Here is a 16341-nt window from a genome sequence, read left to right as displayed (position 1 = left end):
CCAACGGTTCGCATCATGACGCTGCGTTTTGTGGAGCGGCTGCGCGATCTCGTCGACGGCGTCGACGTCGTGCTGTCGGACATCTGGGGCGTCGTGCACAACGGGCTCGAATCCTTTCCCGAGGCCTGCGCGGCACTGCACACCTTCCGCCAGCAGGGCGGCACCGTCATCCTGATCACCAACGCGCCGCGGCCGGCCGATTCCGTGCAGCGGCAGCTGCGCAAGCTCGGCGTCGCCGACGAGACCTATGACGCGATCGTCTCCTCGGGCGACCTGACGCGTCATTTTGTTTCTGATCATCCCGGCCAGAAGATCTTCTGGATCGGCCCGGAGCGCGACAGCTCGATCCATCGCGGCCTCGACGCCACCATGGTGCCGCTGGAGCAGGCCGACTACATCATCTGCACCGGCCTGTTCGACGACGAGACCGAGTCCGCCGAAGACTATCGCGACACCCTGTTGAAGGCTCTCGAGCGCAAGCTCACGCTGATCTGCGCCAACCCGGACATCGTGGTCGAACGCGGCGACCGGCTGATCTATTGCGCCGGCGCGGTCGCCGAGCTCTATCGCGAACTCGGCGGCGAGGTGATCTTCTACGGCAAGCCGCACCGGCCGATCTACGAACGCGCCATGGCGCTGGCCACCGAGCGCCGCGGGCGTCCGACCGAACTCAGCCGTGTGCTCGCGATCGGCGATTCCGTGCGCACCGATCTCACCGGCGCCCATGGCTTCGGCATCGATCTGCTGTTCGTCACCCGCGGCATCCATTCCGATCAGTTCGAGGGCATCGAGCAGCTCGATCAGGCCTCGGTGAAGGAATTGTTCGGCCATCCGCCGCGCGCGCTGATGCGCGACCTGAAGTGGTAGCGGCCAACTCCCTGCGCTCCCTCTCCCCGTCCTTCACGGGGAGAGGGTTGGGGTGAGGGGCTGCTTCCGCGAGTAACGAACGCGGTTAGACCTGTACCCCCTCACCCGGATCGCATCTTGCGATGCGATCCGACCTCTCCCCGCAAGCGGGGCGAGGTGAAGGGGCCCGCCGCCAAAATATCGAAAACAACCCCATGCAAAGGAGCCGGCGGCGGCCGACGTTCGACCAGGTAACTTGACACGTCGGGCAACTCAGGGGCATATTCTAATATTCCGAAATCGTGTAATCCCTCGCCGCAGGCATCGGTAGTGTCTCTGTTTCAAATTTTAGCTCGAAAATGGCAACTCTAGGCCGTGAGTAGTGAGTACACCGGCATAGTGATTTCGAAGCTCCCAAAGATGATTTCTAACGTCGTTCGCTTCCTCATAAGCGTCGGACCCTCGACCGATCAGGTTGCAGACTTCATCCATCCGCTGACATAATCCATTGAGAGTATCGCCTTGGATGAGGAGGCCCGGGAAGCGCCGTCCAGGATGCCGCATGATCGCGGCGTTCGTTGCATCAGAATATATCTCAACGGATTCAAGCCGCATTTGCGATCCCCTTGCGAAGCTTACCGCTAAGCATTAGCCCGCCAATATGATTGTTGGAAAGCTGATAGCGAGCTCGACGGCCACGACGGCGCGCGGAGAGGCTTGGCAAGGTTCCCCCGGCCAGCCACGTCCCCAAAAACGTGGATGCCCGGGACAAGCCCGGGCATGATGAGAATTTCTGTCGATGTGAGGGGGCGTCTTACGCCGTCGCCATGTCCGGGAAGACCGCCTCGATCTTGGTCTTCAGCGTGGCGGCGTTGAACGGCTTGACGATGTAGTTGTTCACGCCGGCCTTCTTGGCCGCGATCACGTTCTCGGTCTTGGATTCCGCCGTGATCATGATGAAGGGCGTGGTCGCGAGGTTGGGATCGGCGCGGACTTCCTTGAGCAGGTCGTAGCCGGTCATCGGCTCCATGTTCCAGTCGGAAATCACCAGGCCATACTTCTTGCCGCGCATCTTGTTCAGCGCCGCCGAGCCGTCGGAGGCATCGTCGATATTCTCGAATCCAAGCTGCTTGAGAAGATTCCGGATGATGCGGATCATGGTGCTGTAGTCGTCAACCACCAGAACCGGCATGGACAAATCAACCGCCATCTTTCCCCCCAAAACAACTGACGCTACTGGCTTCTGCACAAACGCAGCTTTCCGCCAACGACTAACAGCAGGCGTTAAACAGCGCGTTAACCGGCTGAATCCGGATTGTTACGGATTTGACGCGATTTTCGCTACGCTTGACTTCCACGCCGCCGCCGCGTCACGGTCCGGCCCGCAACAATCATGCTTAAGAATCCTTGAAGAATCCCTGACATGAGCACCGGCTTTACCGTTATCCGCGACAACACCCCCGCCAGCGCCATTCCGAAGGGCGCCGTGGTCGCGATGGGAAATTTCGATGGCGTCCATCTCGGTCACCGCGCCGTCATCGGCGCGGCGCTCGCGATGGGCAAGGCGCATGGCGTGCCCGCGTTGGCCGTGACCTTCGAGCCGCATCCGCGCTCCTTCTTCAGCCCGAACACCCCGCAATTCCGCCTCACGGACGAGACCAACAAGCTGCGGCTGCTCGCGGCCACGGGGCTTGCCGGCGCGGTCGTCATGACCTTCGACAAGGCGCGCGCCGGGACCTCGGCACAGGACTTCATTCATCATGACCTGATCGACCGGCTGGGCATCAGCGGGATCGCAGTCGGCTACGACTTCCATTTCGGCAAGGGCCGGGTCGGCTCGCCGAGCCTGCTGGTCAGCGAAGCGCCGCGGCTCGGCATCGAAGTCGATGTGCAGGCCCATGTCGACATCGAGGAGCGCCCGGTCTCCTCCAGTGCGATCCGCATGGCGCTCGCCGAGGGCCAGGTCATTGACGCCACCACGATGCTGGGCGGACCGTGGTTCGTCACCGGCAAGGTGATCCACGGCGAGAAGCGCGGCCGCGACCTCGGCTACCCCACCGCCAACATCCGGCTCGACAAGCATTGCGGCCTGAAGCACGGCATCTATGCGGTGCGGGTCGGCAAGGGCTCGCAACGGTTCGACGGTGTCGCAAGCTTCGGGCGGCGCCCCACCTTCGACAACGGCGCGCCACTGCTCGAAGTGTTCCTGTTCGACTTCAAGGGCGATCTCTACGACACGGTCCTTGATGTCGCATTCATCGGTTTCATTCGCGAAGAGCTGAAATTCGACACCATCGAAGCGTTGATACGCCAGATGGATGACGACAGCGCCAGGGCGCGCGCGCTACTTGCCGCCGCGCCCGACGCGTTCCCGCAGCTCGGAGCGATTGGTTGAACAGGACTGAGAAGCAAAAGATGCTGGCGGGCGAGTTGTATCGCCCGGATGCAGAGCTCGCCGCCGACCATACCGCGGCGGAACATTGGATGACGCGCTACAACGGGTCGGGCGCCTCTTCCGCAAGCGAGCTGCACGCGCTGCTCGCCGAGCGCTTCCGCCAGATCGGCAAGGATGCCGTGATCCGGCCGCCGTTCTTCTGCGACTACGGCAGCAATATCAGCCTCGGCGACGGCGTGTTCCTGAACTTCAATTGCGTGATCCTCGACGTGGTCGAGGTCGTGATCGGCGATCGCACCCAGATCGGGCCCGCGGTGCAGATCTATACCGCCGACCACCCGCGCGACGCCGCGACCCGGCGCGCTGGGCTGGAATTCGGCCGCCCGATCCGGATCGGCAGCGACGTCTGGATCGGCGGGGGTGCCATCATCCTGCCCGGCGTCACGATCGGCGACGGAGCCCTGGTCGGGGCCGGCAGCGTGGTCACCCGGGACGTCGCCCCGGGCGCGATCGTGGCGGGAAATCCAGCCCGACCGCGGCAGACCTAGGGCATCCCGGCGGGGCCGGATTTGCCGATGGCTGAGGGCTTTGCGATTTCCCTGCCCGGCTGCTATGGAAACCCCATGTTTTCGCGGCGCATCATACGGATTAGCGGCCCGGCTTCCGCCTGAGCCTGAAGGCTCGGCGCAAGACCGGGACTTTCGCCGTTTCACCCGCGATTGATCGCGTATCCGCGCCCTCACCTGCCAAATCAGAGCCTTTATGTCCGACAAGCCGCAAAAGACCGACGCCCAAAAGACCGACACCCCGGACTATTCCAAGACCCTTTACCTGCCGCAGACGGAATTCCCGATGCGCGCCGGCCTGCCCCAGCGCGAGCCGGAAATCCTGAAATACTGGAACGACATCGGCCTCTACGACAGGCTGCGCCGGGAAGCCGAGGGCCGCGCCAAATTCGTGCTGCATGACGGCCCGCCCTACGCCAACGGCAACATCCATATCGGGCACGCGCTGAACAAGATCCTCAAGGACGTCGTGACCAAGAGCCAGCAGATGCTCGGCTTCGACTCCAACTATGTGCCGGGCTGGGATTGCCACGGCCTGCCGATCGAATGGAAGATCGAGGAGGAGAACTACCGCTCCAAGGGCAAGCAGAAGCCCGACTTCCGCGACTCCGCCGCCATGGTCGCATTCCGCAGGGAATGCCGTGCTTACGCGACGCACTGGATCAACGTGCAGCGCGAGGAGTTCAAGCGGCTCGGCATCATCGGCGACTGGAACCATCCCTATCAGACCATGAGCTATCCGGCGGAAGCCACAATCGCGCGCGAGCTGATGAAGTTCGCCGCCAACGGCACGCTCTATCGCGGCTCGAAGCCGGTGATGTGGAGCGTGGTCGAGAAGACCGCGCTCGCCGAGGCCGAGATCGAATATGAGGACTACACCTCCGACATGGTGTGGGTGAAATTCCCGATCACCTCGCCGGCGCATGGCGCGCTGGCCGATGCCTCGGTCGTGATCTGGACCACCACGCCGTGGACGCTGCCCGGCAACCGCGCGATCTCGTTCTCGCCGAAGATCGCCTACGGTCTCTACAAGGTCACGGATGCGCCGGCCGACAATTGGGCGAAGACGGGCGATCTCCTGATCCTGGCCGACGCGCTCGCCGCCGAGGTGTTCAAGCAGGCGCGCGTCACGTCTTATGAGAAGGTCCGCGATATCCCCGGCGACACGCTCGACGCCGTGGAATGCGCCCATCCGCTGCGCGGCCTCAGTGGCGGCTACGAGTTCACCGTGCCGCTGCTTGCCGGCGAGCATGTCACCGACGACACCGGCACCGGCTTCGTCCACACCGCGCCGAGCCACGGCCGCGAGGACTTCGACGTCTGGACCGCCAACACCCGCGAGCTCGATGCGCGCGGCATTCCGACTGCGATCCCCTACACGGTCGACGAGAACGGCGCCTACACCGCGCAGGCGCCGGGTTTCACCGGAAAGCGCGTGATCAACGACAAGGGCGAAAAGGGCGACGCCAACGAGGCCGTGATCAAGGCGCTGATCGAGGCCGGCAAGCTGCTCGCGCGCGGCCGTCTCAAGCATCAGTATCCGCATTCCTGGCGCTCCAAGAAGCCGGTGATCTTCCGCAACACGCCGCAATGGTTCATCGCGATGGACAAGGACATCGCGGAACACGGCCACGCCAAGAAGGGCGACACGCTGCGCGCCCGCGCCCTGCACGCGATCTCGGTCACGCAATGGGTGCCGCCGGCCGGCGAGAACCGCATCAACGGCATGATCGCCAACCGTCCGGACTGGGTGATCTCGCGGCAGCGCGCCTGGGGCGTGCCGATCGCCGTGTTCGTGCGCGAGAACAGCGACGGCTCGGCCGAGATCCTGCAGGACGAGGTCGTCAACCAGCGCATCGCCGAGGCGTTCATGGAGGAAGGCGCCGACGCCTGGTACATGGACGGCGCCCGCGAGCGCTTCCTCGGGAGCCGCGCGTCCGAGAACTGGAAGAAGGTCGACGACATCTGCGACGTCTGGTTCGATTCCGGCTCGACGCACGCCTTCGTGCTGGAAGACCGCCAAAACTTCCCGCAGCTCGGCAACATCGTCCGCAAGATCGATGGCGGCAATGACACCGTGATGTATCTGGAAGGCTCGGACCAGCATCGCGGCTGGTTCCACTCCTCGCTTCTGGAAAGCGCCGGCACGCGCGGGCGCGCGCCGTACGACATCGTGCTGACCCACGGCTTCACGCTCGACGAGAACGGCCGCAAGATGTCGAAGTCGCTCGGCAACACGGTCGAGCCGCAGAAGGTGATCAAGGATTCCGGCGCGGATATCCTGCGGCTGTGGGTCTGCGCCACCGACTATGCCGACGACCAGCGCATCGGCCCGGAGATCCTCAAGAACACCATCGAGACATATCGCAAGCTGCGCAACTCGATCCGCTGGATGCTCGGCACGCTGCATCACTTCAAGCCGAGCGAGAAGGTCGGCTTTGCCGAGATGCCCGAGCTCGAGCGGCTGATGCTGCACGAACTGGCCGGGCACGCTGAGACCATCCGCAAGGCCTATGCGGAGTTCGACTACAAGACCGTGGTCGCAAGCCTCGCCGCCTTCATGAACTCCGAGCTGTCGGCGTTCTACTTCGATATCCGCAAGGACACGCTGTATTGCGATCCGCCGTCGTCGGTGGCGCGCAAGGCGGCGCTGACCACGATCGACCTGCTGTGCGACGCGATCCTGAAATGGCTGGCGCCGATCTTGAGCTTCACCACCGACGAAGCCTGGCGGATGTACCGGCCGAACGCGGAGCCCTCGGTGCACCTGACGCTGTTCCCCGAAGGCCTCGAGCAGTTCCGCGACGACGCCCTCGCCGCGAAGTGGGAGACGATCCGCAACGTCCGCCGCGTCGTCACCGGCGCGCTGGAGCTCGAACGCGCCGCCAAGCGGATCGGCTCCTCGCTCGAGGCATCGCCGGTGATCTACGTCGCCGACCGGCAGATGTTGGCAACGCTGTTCGACATCGACCTCGCCGAAGTCTGCATCACCTCGAACTACGAGGTGCGCGAGAGCGAGGCGCCGGCCAATGCCTTCCGCCTGGATGCCGTGCCCGGCGTTGCCGTCGTCGTCGAAAAGGCGGTCGGCACCAAATGCGCGCGCTCGTGGAAGATCCTGCCCACGGTCGGCGAGGACCCTGAATATCCCGACGTCTCGCCGCGTGACGCGCAAGCGCTGCGCGAATGGAAGGCGCTGGGGGGGACGGCTTGAGCTCGCCCGTTCGCGCGGGTGTGCTGGCGGCGGTCATCACCCTGATCGCCGACCAGGCCTCCAAGCTCTGGCTGCTGTACGTCTTCGGCATTGCGCACCGCGGCGCGGTGCAGGTGACGCCGTTCTTCGACCTGGTGCTGGCCTGGAATCCCGGGATCAGTTTCGGCTGGTTTCAGAGCGAGACCCCGGCGGCCCAGATTCTGCTGATGGTGATCAAGGCCGCCGCCGTGATCGCCCTGGCGATCTGGATGGCGCGGTCGCGGACCTGGCTGGCGACGCTGTCGCTGGGGCTGATCATCGGCGGCGCGATCGGCAACGGCATCGACCGCTTCGCCTACGGCGCCGTGGTCGATTTCGCCCTTTTTCATGTCGAGATCGGGGGAAAAACCTTCAATTGGTACGTATTCAACCTCGCCGATGTGGCGATCGTTGCTGGTGTGGCCGCCCTATTGTATGATTCCGTGATGGGGACCCCCGCCGTAAAAGCGCCCTGATCCCGGCCGATACGAGCCGGTCGGCGGCCGACTTGCACCCAGCGGAACTGAGCGCTAAGCCAGTGATCGCTCGGGCGAATTTTGAGATGGGAATAGCGCGATGCGCAACACCAAAGCCCGCGGTTACCTGATCGAGACCTCCCGGATGCCGCTGATGCGCGGCCTCCGCCTGGCGTTCGTTGCGGCCGGGATCGGCCTTGTCATGACGGCCGGCCCGGTGCGCGCCGGCGACGATGACGACGATGGCGATGACGGCCTGACCTTCGAAGAGCGGATCGTCGACAATCTGATGACCGGGCTCGGCGCCAAGAGCGCGGCCAGCAAGGGCATCGACTACCGCGAGCGCTCGCCGCTGGTGGTGCCGCCGAAGCTCGACCTGCCCCCGCCCGCCTCGGCCGCCCAGGTCAATGCGCCGAACTGGCCGAAGGACCCCGATATCGCCAGGCGCAAGGCCGCGATCGCGGCGCGCAAGAAGGAAGTCAAGAAGGAGTCGTGGGAGTCGGCGATGCCGCTGACGCAGGCCGAGATCGAGGCCGGCCGCAAGCAGCAGACAGCCACCGACGGCAAGCGGGAGCCGCTCGAGCCTGGTGGCAACACGAATCCGGCGCTGTCGCCGAGCCAGCTCGGTTACACTGGCGGCCTGCTCGGCATGTTCAAGGGAAACAGCAGCGAGTCCAAGCCGTTCAAGGGTGAGCCGACGCGCGATTCCCTGACCGAGCCGCCGCCGGGCTACCAGACGCCATCATCGGGCTTTGCCTATGGCACTGGACCGATGCAGCCGGTGGCGAAAGAGGGCCAGTACGACGTCATGTCCGGAAAACCGGTGCAGTGATCGTTTGGCCCGATCATTTGGCCTGTGCGGGCGAAGGCTGACATGAGCAAAGCTTAATGCGGGGTGACGCGTGTCTCTCCGCTTCGTGACGACGGACACGGATACGACCGTGTACGATGGCTTGCTTTCGCGCCCCGGCTGTGTGTCCGGGCTTCAACAAGGATCATGATGCCCTCACGCCGATCGATTGCCCTGTTTGCTGCCGCATTTTTTTCCACGATCCCGCTGTCGGGCGCCAGCATCCGCGCCCAGACCACCGTCACCTCGGAACGCCCCGCCAGCTTCACGCTCGATAACGGCCTGCAGGTCGTGGTGATCCCCGATCGCCGCACGCCGGTCGTCACGCAGATGATCTGGTACAAGGTGGGCTCCGCCGACGAGACGCCAGGCAAATCGGGGCTGGCGCATTTCCTCGAGCATCTGATGTTCAAGGGCACCGCCAAGCATCCGGAGGGCGAGTTCTCGAAGACCGTGCTGCGGGTCGGCGGCAACGAAAACGCCTTCACCTCGGTTGACTATACCGGCTACTTCCAGCGCGTGCCGCGCGAGCAGCTCGCCTCCATGATGGAGTTCGAGGCCGACCGCATGACCGGCCTGATCCTGAAGGACGAGAATGTGCTGCCCGAGCGCGACGTCGTGCTCGAAGAGTACAATATGCGGGTTGCCAACAACCCGGACGCCCGGCTCACCGAGCAGATCATGGCCGCGCTCTATCTCAACCATCCCTACGGCCGGCCGGTGATCGGCTGGCACCAGGAGATCGAGAAGCTCGACCGCGAAGACGCGCTCGCCTTCTACCGGCGCTTCTACGCGCCGAACAACGCGATCCTGGTCATCGCCGGCGACGTCGACGTCAAGGATATCCGCCCGCTGGTCGAGAAGAATTTCGGCCCGATTCCGGCGCAGAAGGCGATCCCCGAGAAACGCGTCCGGCCGCAGGAGCCGACGCCGGCCGCACCGCGCACCGTGACGCTGTCCGATCCACGGGTCGAACAGCCGGGCCTGCGCCGCTATTATTTGGTGCCCTCGGCGACCACAGCCGCATCGGGCGAGAGTCAGGCGCTCGATGTGCTCGCGCAATTGATGGGCGGTGGCGCCAACTCCTACCTCTATCGCTCGCTGGTGATCGACAAGGGCCTCGCGATCTCAGCCGGCGCCGGCTACCAGGGCACTTCGCTCGATCCGTCGCAATTCTCGATCTCGGTGACGCCGAAGGCGGGCGTCGAGTTCGCCCAGATCGAGGATGCGATCGACAAGGTGATCGCCGACCTCGCGCAGAACCCGGCCCGCGCCGAGGACCTCGAACGGGTCAAGACCCAGCTCATCGCGGAAGCGATCTACGCCCAGGACAATCAGGCGACGCTGGCGCGCTGGTATGGCGGAGCGCTGACCACCGGGCTCAGCATCGACGACATCAGGAGCTGGCCGGATCGTATTCGCGCCGTCACCGCCGAGCAGGTGCGTGCCGCAGCCGCCACCTGGCTCGACAAGAAGCGGTCGGTGACCGGCTATCTGATCAAGGATACTGCGCCGAAACGCGAGGAGAAGCGCTCGTGATCTATTCCCTGACCCGCCGTGCAGCGCTGATCGGTGGCGCCTGCGCCGCGCTGCTTTCGCTGTCCTCGGCGCCCTCGCAGGCCGCGGCCAAGATCCAGCGGCTGGTGTCGCCCGGCGGCATCGAGGCCTGGTTCGTGCAGGATGCGACCGTGCCGCTGATCGCGATGGAGTATTCCTTCAGCGGCGGCGCCAGCCAGGACCCGCCCGGCAAGCCCGGCGTCGGCAATCTGGTCGCCGACCTGCTCGACGAGGGCTCCGGCGATCTCGATTCCAAGACCTATCATGAGCGGCTCGAGCGCCGCGCCATCGAGCTCAGCTTCCAGTCGAACCGCGATCAATTCCGCGGTTCGCTGCGCATGCTCAAGGATAACAAGGACGAAGCCTACGACCTGCTGCGGATGGCGCTGACCTCGGCGCGGTTCGAGCCGAAGGACGTCGAGCGCATCCGCGCCCAGACGATCTCGAACCTGCGCCGCGAATCGACCAATCCGTCGTCCCTGGCCGGCCGCAAGTTCCTCGAGCTCGCATTCGGCGATCATCCCTATGCCAGGACCGCCACCGGCACGCTCGAGAGCGTGCCGACCATCGAGATCGCTGACCTGAAGGACTATGTCCGTCGCATCATCGCCAAGGATACGCTGCGCGTCGCCGTGGTCGGCGACGTCGACCCTGAGACGCTCGGCAAGCTCCTGGACAAGACCTTTGGCGGCCTGCCGGCGAAGGCCGAATTGACGCCGATTTCCGACGTTGTGGCGACCAAGCCGCCGCAGCGCGCCTTCGTCCCGCTCGACGTGCCGCAGACCGTCGTTACCTTCGGCGGCCCCGGCATCAACCGGCACGACCCGGATTTCATGCCCGCCTATGTCGTGAATCACATTCTCGGCGGCGGCGGGTCGTCGTCGCGGCTCTACAAGGAAGTGCGCGAGAAGCGCGGGCTGGCCTATTCGATCTATGAAGCGCTGGTCTGGATGGATCACTCCGCGCTGTTCATCGGCAACACCGGCACCCGCGCCGATCGCGCCGGCGAAACCGTCGATGCGATCGATGCCGAAGTCCGCCGCATTGCCGAGGAAGGCCCGACGCAGCAGGAACTCGACGAGGCGAAGTCCTATCTGAAGGGCTCGCAGATGCTGGCACTCGACACCTCCTCCAAGCTCGCGCAGGCGATGCTGCAGTACCAGCTCGACAAGCTGCCGATCGATTACATCGAGAAGCGCAACGCGATCGTCGATGCGGTGACGCTCGACGATGCCAAGCGGGTCGCCAAAAAACTCTGGGGCAACGGCCTGCTCACCGTGATCGTCGGCCGCTCCCCGCAAGCCGCGGCGCAACCGGTGTCGGCGCCGCCGAAGGCGAACTGACGCGCTTTTTAGCGCGTCCCGCAAGGGCGGAGGGTTGGGGAGAGGGGTGGCCGCGCGCTGATCGCAGTCGCAGTGCGGCGCCGCATCCACGTACCCCGAGCACGCCCGGCGCAAACCCGCTATCCTGCGGCCGCCGATTCTTCGCCACCGGGTGATGTCATGCTGCGGGTGTCCCGCGACCTTACGATCGACGAGAACGACATTGAGATCGTGTTTGTCCGCGCCTCCGGACCGGGCGGACAGAATGTCAACAAGGTCTCGACCGCAGCGCAGCTCCGCTTCGACACGAACAAGATCACGCTGCCGCCGGACGCCGCGCAACGGCTGGCGCGCCTCGCCGGCAGCCGCATGACCAAGGACGGCGTGATCGTGATCCAGGCCTTCCGCTTTCGCACCCAGGAACGCAATCGCACTGACGCGATCGACCGACTGCTCGAGATGTTGAAGGAAGCAATGGTGCGGCCGACGCCGCGCCGCCCGACCAGGCCGACATTCGGCTCCAAGCAGCGCCGGCTCGAAGGCAAGAAGCACCGCAGCGACATCAAGGCCGGCCGCGGCACCCGCCGTTTCGACGATTAAATTAGAGAGCACCGGACGCAGCGCACACGCGGCGCCGCATCCGGTATCCGATCATTGCGGGATCAGTATTTCTTGGTCCCCGGCGCCATCTCGGAACCGCTGGACTTCGGCGTGGCGTGGCTGCTGCCGACCGTTCCCTTGCTGCCCGACTTGGCGGTGGCGCCGCCCTTCTGCGTCGTGGTGCCGGGTTGCGCCGCCATCTCCTCATCGCCGCTGCCGGACATGCCGCCGCCCTGCTGCATGGTACCCCTGCCCTGTGCACCGCCGCGAAGCTGGGTATCCGATGCAGCCCCTTGCGCCAGAACGGAGCCGGCCATCGCGACTGAGACGGCAAGGGCGAACACGCTGGTTTTCACAAACGTCATCCATTTCTCCTGGACTTTAATTGACGATGGACGGAGCGGCGCTGGCGTGCGCCGTTTGCAGCGCCGACCCTGAACCCCATCGCGCGAGACTGAATTTTCCGCAAACGGCGCACGCGCAATGCAAGCGGCGTCGTGTGGTGATCGTGCAGGGATTTCGCGGTCATTTTGCGGATTTGTCGTTCGCATATGCGGCAACGATCGGTTCCGCGCCAGATCACCGCCCATCTTTGTTCTGCAGTGAAACAGCCCGCTACTACCAACGGCCGATTTCAGCCTCCTACAGTCGCCGCACAGAGGCGGTGATGTATATGACAAAGCTGCGGGCCACGTGGACGTTGGCGCTGGGATTTTGCAGCGCGATGTTTGCAGTGCAAATGGCCGGCGCGCAAATGCCCTTGCCTGCCGCCAAGCCGCCCGATGGGGCGACGCTGTTCAAGCAGCAATGCGCGACCTGCCACACCACCAACACGTCGGATCCCGCCCGGCAGGGACCGTCGCTCTTCAAGATCGTCGGCCGCCATGCCGGCCAGGCCGACGGCTTCAAATATTCCGTGGGCTTCGCCAGGGCCGATTTCGTCTGGGACGACGCCAGGCTCGATGCCTGGCTGGCCAATCCGCAGGAGGTGATCCCTGGCGCCGTGATGGCCTATCGGCAGGCCAAGCCGGAAACCCGCGCCATGATCATCGCCTATCTGAAGGAGCTGAACTGAATGGCGAAACCCGTGCACTCGATGATCCGCGTGTTCGACGAGGCCAGGGCGCTCGACTTCTACAAGCGCGCGTTCGGCCTCGAGATCGCGGACAATCTGCGATTTCCCGATTTCGCGCTGATCTATCTGCGCCATCCCTCCTCGCCGTTCGAGGTCGAGCTCACGGTGAATTTCGACCGCAAGGAGCCCTATGCGCTCGGCGACGGCTACGGCCATCTCGCCGTCGTGGTCGATGACGTCGACGCCGAGCACGCGCGCTTCGAGAAGGAGAAACTGTCGCCCGGGCCACTGCGCGACTTCAAGCATGACGGCAAGACGCTGGCGCGCTTCTTCTTCGTCTCCGATCCCGACGGCTACAAGATCGAGGTGATCCAGCGCGGCGGGCGGTTCGGTTAGAGCATGATCCGGAAAAGTGGGTACCGGTTTTCCGGCAAGATCATGCTCAGACAAAATGGTTCAATTACAAAAAATGTCTAAGGAGGAAACCCATGAGAGAAATCGATCGACGCAGCAAATATGACCGGCGTGTCTTCCTCAAAGGCGCGGCCGCCACCGCACCGGCAGTCGCGATCGCGACCTCGACCGGGCTTGGCATCACCGATGCGTGGGCCGATGACGCCTCGACGCTGACCCCCGCCACGCTGAAGACGCTGTTGAAGATGGCGCGCGACATCTACCCGCACGACTTCCTCGGCGATAGCTATTACATCACCGCGGTCAAGCCGTGGGATGCGAAGGCGGCGAAGGATCCGGCGGTCAAATCGCTGATCAATAACGGCGTTATCAGGCTCGATCAGGCGGCCAATGACCGCCACAAGATGCCCTATGTCCAGCTCGCCTGGGAGAACGATCGCGTCGCGCTGCTACAGCAGATCGAGCCAAGCGCGTTCTTCCAGCAGATCCGCGGCGACCTGATCGTCTCGCTCTACAACAACAAGGAGGTGTGGCCGCGGTTCGGCTACGAGGGCTCCTCCGCCGAGCATGGCGGCTACATCAAGCGCGGCTTCGCCGATATCGACTGGCTGCCGAAGGCTTGAATCGGACAACGCTCGGGAGGAAACAATGGCAAAATTCGATCTGAATGACAGCGGCGTTGTCGTGATCGTCGGCTCCGGCGCCGGCGGCGGAACGCTCGGCAATGAACTGGCGCAGAAGGGCATCAAGGTCGTGATCCTTGAAGCCGGCCCGCGCATCGAAAACCAGGACTTCATCAACGACGAATGGGACAGCTTCACCCAGCTCGCCTGGGCCGACGCGCGCTCCACGTCGGGAAGCTGGCGCGTCGCCAAGGACTTTGCAGGCCTGCCGGCCTGGATCGTGAAGGCGGTCGGCGGCTCGACCACGCACTGGGCCGGCGCATCGCTGCGCTTCGACGAGCATGAGTTCAAGATCAAGTCCGCTTACGGCAACATCCCCGGCGCCAATTTGATCGATTGGCCGATCACGCTCGCCGAAATGGAGCCGTGGTACGCCAAGGCCGAGGACAAGATGGGCGTCACCCGCACCAACGGGATTCCCGGACTTCCCGGCAACAACAACTTCAAGGTGATGGAGGCCGGCGCCAAAAAGCTCGGCTACAAGGAAGTCCACACCGGGCGGATGGCGATCAACAGCGAGCCGCGCGACGGCCGCGGCGCCTGCCAGCAGATCGGCTTCTGCTTCCAGGGCTGCAAGTCGGGCGCCAAATGGTCGACGCTCTACACCGAAATTCCGAAGGGCGAAGCCACCGGCAATCTCGAGGTGCGCCCCGGCAGCATGGTGATCAAGATCGAGCATGACCAGTCAGGCAAGGTCACCGGCGTGGTCTATGCCGACACAACGGGCGCGATACAGCGTCAGAAGGCGCGCGTGGTCGCGGTCGCCGGCAACTCGATCGAAAGCCCGCGGCTCTTGCTCAACAGCGCCTCGAGCATGTTCCCGGACGGGCTCGCCAACTCATCCGGCCAGGTCGGCCGCAACTACATGCGGCACATGACCGGCAGCGTGTATGCGAGCTTCGAGAAGTCGGTGCACATGTATCGCGGCACCACGATGGCCGGCATCATCCGCGACGAGGCCAAGAACGATCCGAAGCGCGGCTTCGTCGGCGGCTACGAGATGGAGACGCTGTCGCTCGGCCTGCCCTTCATGGCAGCGTTCCTCAATCCCGGCGCCTGGGGCCGCAGCTTCACCAGCGCGATCGAAGGCTATCCGCGGATGGCCGGCATGTGGCTGGTCGGCGAGGACATGCCGCAGGAGACCAACCGCGTCACGCTGGATCCGAAGATCAAGGACAAGTTCGGCCTGCCGGTCGCCAGCGTGCATTTCGACGATCATCCGAACGACGTCGCGATGCGCGATCACGCCTACAAGCAGGGCTCCGCGGTCTATGAGGCGGTCGGCGCCACCGTGACCTATCCGACGCCGCCCTATCCCTCGACCCACAACATGGGCACCAACCGGATGAGCGAGAAGCCGCGCGACGGCGTGGTCAACAAGTTCGGCCAGACCCACGACATCAAGAACCTGTTCGTCTCCGACGGCAGCCAGTTCGCCTCGGGCGCGGCGTGCAACCCGACGCTGACGATCGTGTCGCTGGCAATCCGGCAGGCCGACCACATCGCCGGCGCGATGCAGCGCAAGGAGATCTAGCAAGAAAACACAGAAAATACAGTTCCCCTCTCACTGAAGCGGCCTTGCCCAACAGGACAAGGCCGCTTTTCTTTTCGGGTTCGCCTTTGACGGACCCTAAGCTATGAGCCGCCGATATCGGCGTTATTCTTAATCAAGATTGCTAGCTCCCGCGCTTGGGTTCGAAGCCGATCTATCTCATTGGATGATGATAATGAGACCAGGTCATTGAAAGACCCCATCCCGCCGTAGGCACTCAACAGCCGCTCGATGCCATGAAAATCGCTATCCGCAATTTCGCGGCGAGATTTTTCCATCCAATCCGCCCAATGCGAACCCCACTTATCTTCACGCAGCAAAGCCGCTAGGCGGTCCAAAACGGCGATGAGTTCTGGCACTACGGCCGAGGGCGACGAGGGACTATTCAAGTGGGGCCTATTCCGCCGCGTCCAGGATCGCCGCCGCCGTGCCGCGATAGTCGGGGACGACCACCGGCGCATTCGCCTTGGCGCGGTAAATCAGGCAGGAGCAGCGCAGCAGCGACGCGAAATTGTTCACCTCGCCGTGATGGTCGAGCACCTCGTTGTGCAAGGTGGTGAGGAACTTGGCCAGCGTCATGCCTTCCTTGGCCGCGATTTCCTCCAGCGTGTCCCAGAACGACATTTCCAGCCTGATCGAGGTGCAATGGCCGTCGATCCGCAACGATCGGGTGTGCGATTCATAGTCGCGTTGCGGCTGGTGCGCGAAAAGGTGGCACATGGCGTTCCTCCGGCAAGAACTTATAATTTTTCTAAACGATATACCCGAGCGCGCGG

The 16341-nt window shown here is 64.1% G+C and carries 18 protein-coding genes; 13 read left to right on the top strand and 5 right to left on the bottom strand.

Features of this window, described 5'->3' with window-relative positions; translation table 11 throughout:
* The first annotated feature begins 12 nt into the window (after positions 1-12).
* Positions 13-867 carry a TIGR01459 family HAD-type hydrolase gene (locus HAP48_RS22300; protein ID WP_166216122.1) on the top strand — a complete coding sequence of 285 codons (855 nt, stop codon included), beginning with the start codon at positions 13-15 and terminating at the stop codon, positions 865-867.
* A 327-nt stretch (positions 868-1194) separates the two neighbouring features.
* Here the strand turns inward: HAP48_RS22300 and HAP48_RS50770 are convergent, their stop codons facing one another.
* A complete protein-coding gene (locus HAP48_RS50770; RefSeq protein ID WP_420869886.1) occupies positions 1195-1461 on the bottom strand; it encodes a DUF6959 family protein in 267 nt (88 codons plus the stop codon).
* Positions 1462-1660: 199 nt separating this feature from the next.
* A complete protein-coding gene (locus tag HAP48_RS22295; protein WP_016844467.1) occupies positions 1661-2056 on the bottom strand; it encodes a response regulator in 396 nt (131 codons plus the stop codon).
* Between the two features lie 213 nt (positions 2057-2269).
* Between HAP48_RS22295 and HAP48_RS22290 the strand changes: the two genes are divergently transcribed.
* From HAP48_RS22290 to arfB, 8 genes are all read left to right on the top strand, one after another.
* Positions 2270-3241, top strand: a complete 972-nt coding sequence (locus HAP48_RS22290) for a bifunctional riboflavin kinase/FAD synthetase (RefSeq protein WP_166209866.1) — start codon at positions 2270-2272, stop codon at positions 3239-3241.
* Positions 3238-3789 carry a sugar O-acetyltransferase gene (locus HAP48_RS22285; protein WP_166209869.1) on the top strand — a complete coding sequence of 184 codons (552 nt, stop codon included), beginning with the start codon at positions 3238-3240 and terminating at the stop codon, positions 3787-3789. The genes HAP48_RS22290 and HAP48_RS22285 overlap by 4 nt, the downstream gene beginning before the upstream one ends.
* 214 nt (positions 3790-4003) lie before the next feature.
* Positions 4004-7018 (top strand): isoleucine--tRNA ligase, encoded by a 3015-nt coding sequence (gene ileS, locus HAP48_RS22280; protein WP_166209872.1) that lies wholly within the window; start codon positions 4004-4006, stop codon positions 7016-7018.
* On the top strand, positions 6991-7512 hold the full coding sequence (gene lspA / locus HAP48_RS22275) for a signal peptidase II (protein WP_166209875.1): 522 nt from the start codon (positions 6991-6993) through the stop codon (positions 7510-7512). Before ileS ends, lspA begins: the two co-directional genes overlap by 28 nt.
* 100 nt (positions 7513-7612) lie before the next feature.
* The gene (locus tag HAP48_RS22270) at positions 7613-8344 is read left to right on the top strand and encodes a hypothetical protein (RefSeq protein WP_166209878.1); all 732 of its coding nucleotides are present in this window, start codon (positions 7613-7615) and stop codon (positions 8342-8344) included.
* Positions 8345-8512: 168 nt separating this feature from the next.
* Complete coding sequence (locus HAP48_RS22265; protein WP_166209881.1) at positions 8513-9901, top strand: M16 family metallopeptidase; 1389 nt, start codon at positions 8513-8515, stop codon at positions 9899-9901.
* Positions 9898-11262 carry a M16 family metallopeptidase gene (locus HAP48_RS22260; protein WP_166209884.1) on the top strand — a complete coding sequence of 455 codons (1365 nt, stop codon included), beginning with the start codon at positions 9898-9900 and terminating at the stop codon, positions 11260-11262. The genes HAP48_RS22265 and HAP48_RS22260 overlap by 4 nt, the downstream gene beginning before the upstream one ends.
* Before the next feature lie 159 nt (positions 11263-11421).
* Positions 11422-11841, top strand: a complete 420-nt coding sequence (gene arfB, locus HAP48_RS22255) for an alternative ribosome rescue aminoacyl-tRNA hydrolase ArfB (RefSeq protein WP_166209887.1) — start codon at positions 11422-11424, stop codon at positions 11839-11841.
* Positions 11842-11903: 62 nt separating this feature from the next.
* On the opposite strand, the gene HAP48_RS22250 is transcribed toward arfB, so the two are convergent.
* Positions 11904-12206: a hypothetical protein gene (locus tag HAP48_RS22250; RefSeq protein ID WP_166209890.1), complete on the bottom strand. Its 303-nt coding sequence runs from the start codon at positions 12204-12206 to the stop codon at positions 11904-11906.
* 389 nt (positions 12207-12595) lie between these two features.
* Between HAP48_RS22250 and HAP48_RS22245 the strand changes: the two genes are divergently transcribed.
* From HAP48_RS22245 to HAP48_RS22230, 4 genes are all read left to right on the top strand, one after another.
* Positions 12596-12916, top strand: coding sequence for a c-type cytochrome (locus HAP48_RS22245; protein WP_166216125.1), 321 nt, complete (start codon positions 12596-12598; stop codon positions 12914-12916).
* Positions 12917-13312, top strand: coding sequence for a VOC family protein (locus tag HAP48_RS22240; RefSeq protein ID WP_166209893.1), 396 nt, complete (start codon positions 12917-12919; stop codon positions 13310-13312).
* A gap of 92 nt (positions 13313-13404) precedes the next feature.
* Complete coding sequence (locus HAP48_RS22235; RefSeq protein ID WP_166209896.1) at positions 13405-13953, top strand: gluconate 2-dehydrogenase subunit 3 family protein; 549 nt, start codon at positions 13405-13407, stop codon at positions 13951-13953.
* 25 nt (positions 13954-13978) lie between these two features.
* Positions 13979-15547 carry a GMC family oxidoreductase gene (locus HAP48_RS22230; protein ID WP_166209899.1) on the top strand — a complete coding sequence of 523 codons (1569 nt, stop codon included), beginning with the start codon at positions 13979-13981 and terminating at the stop codon, positions 15545-15547.
* A gap of 101 nt (positions 15548-15648) precedes the next feature.
* On the opposite strand, the gene HAP48_RS22225 is transcribed toward HAP48_RS22230, so the two are convergent.
* Together HAP48_RS22225 and HAP48_RS22220 are read right to left on the bottom strand one after the other, a co-directional pair.
* Positions 15649-15954 (bottom strand): DUF6966 domain-containing protein, encoded by a 306-nt coding sequence (locus HAP48_RS22225; protein WP_210292671.1) that lies wholly within the window; start codon positions 15952-15954, stop codon positions 15649-15651.
* Between the two features lie 7 nt (positions 15955-15961).
* A complete protein-coding gene (locus HAP48_RS22220) occupies positions 15962-16285 on the bottom strand; it encodes a ribbon-helix-helix domain-containing protein (RefSeq protein WP_029081920.1) in 324 nt (107 codons plus the stop codon).
* Positions 16286-16341: the final 56 nt, after the last annotated feature.

Source organism: Bradyrhizobium septentrionale, assembly GCF_011516645.4.
In the GTDB taxonomy this organism is placed as follows: domain Bacteria; phylum Pseudomonadota; class Alphaproteobacteria; order Rhizobiales; family Xanthobacteraceae; genus Bradyrhizobium; species Bradyrhizobium septentrionale.
The sequence above is the reverse complement of the archived record's forward strand: the minus strand, read 5'-3'. Positions and strand labels throughout refer to the sequence as shown.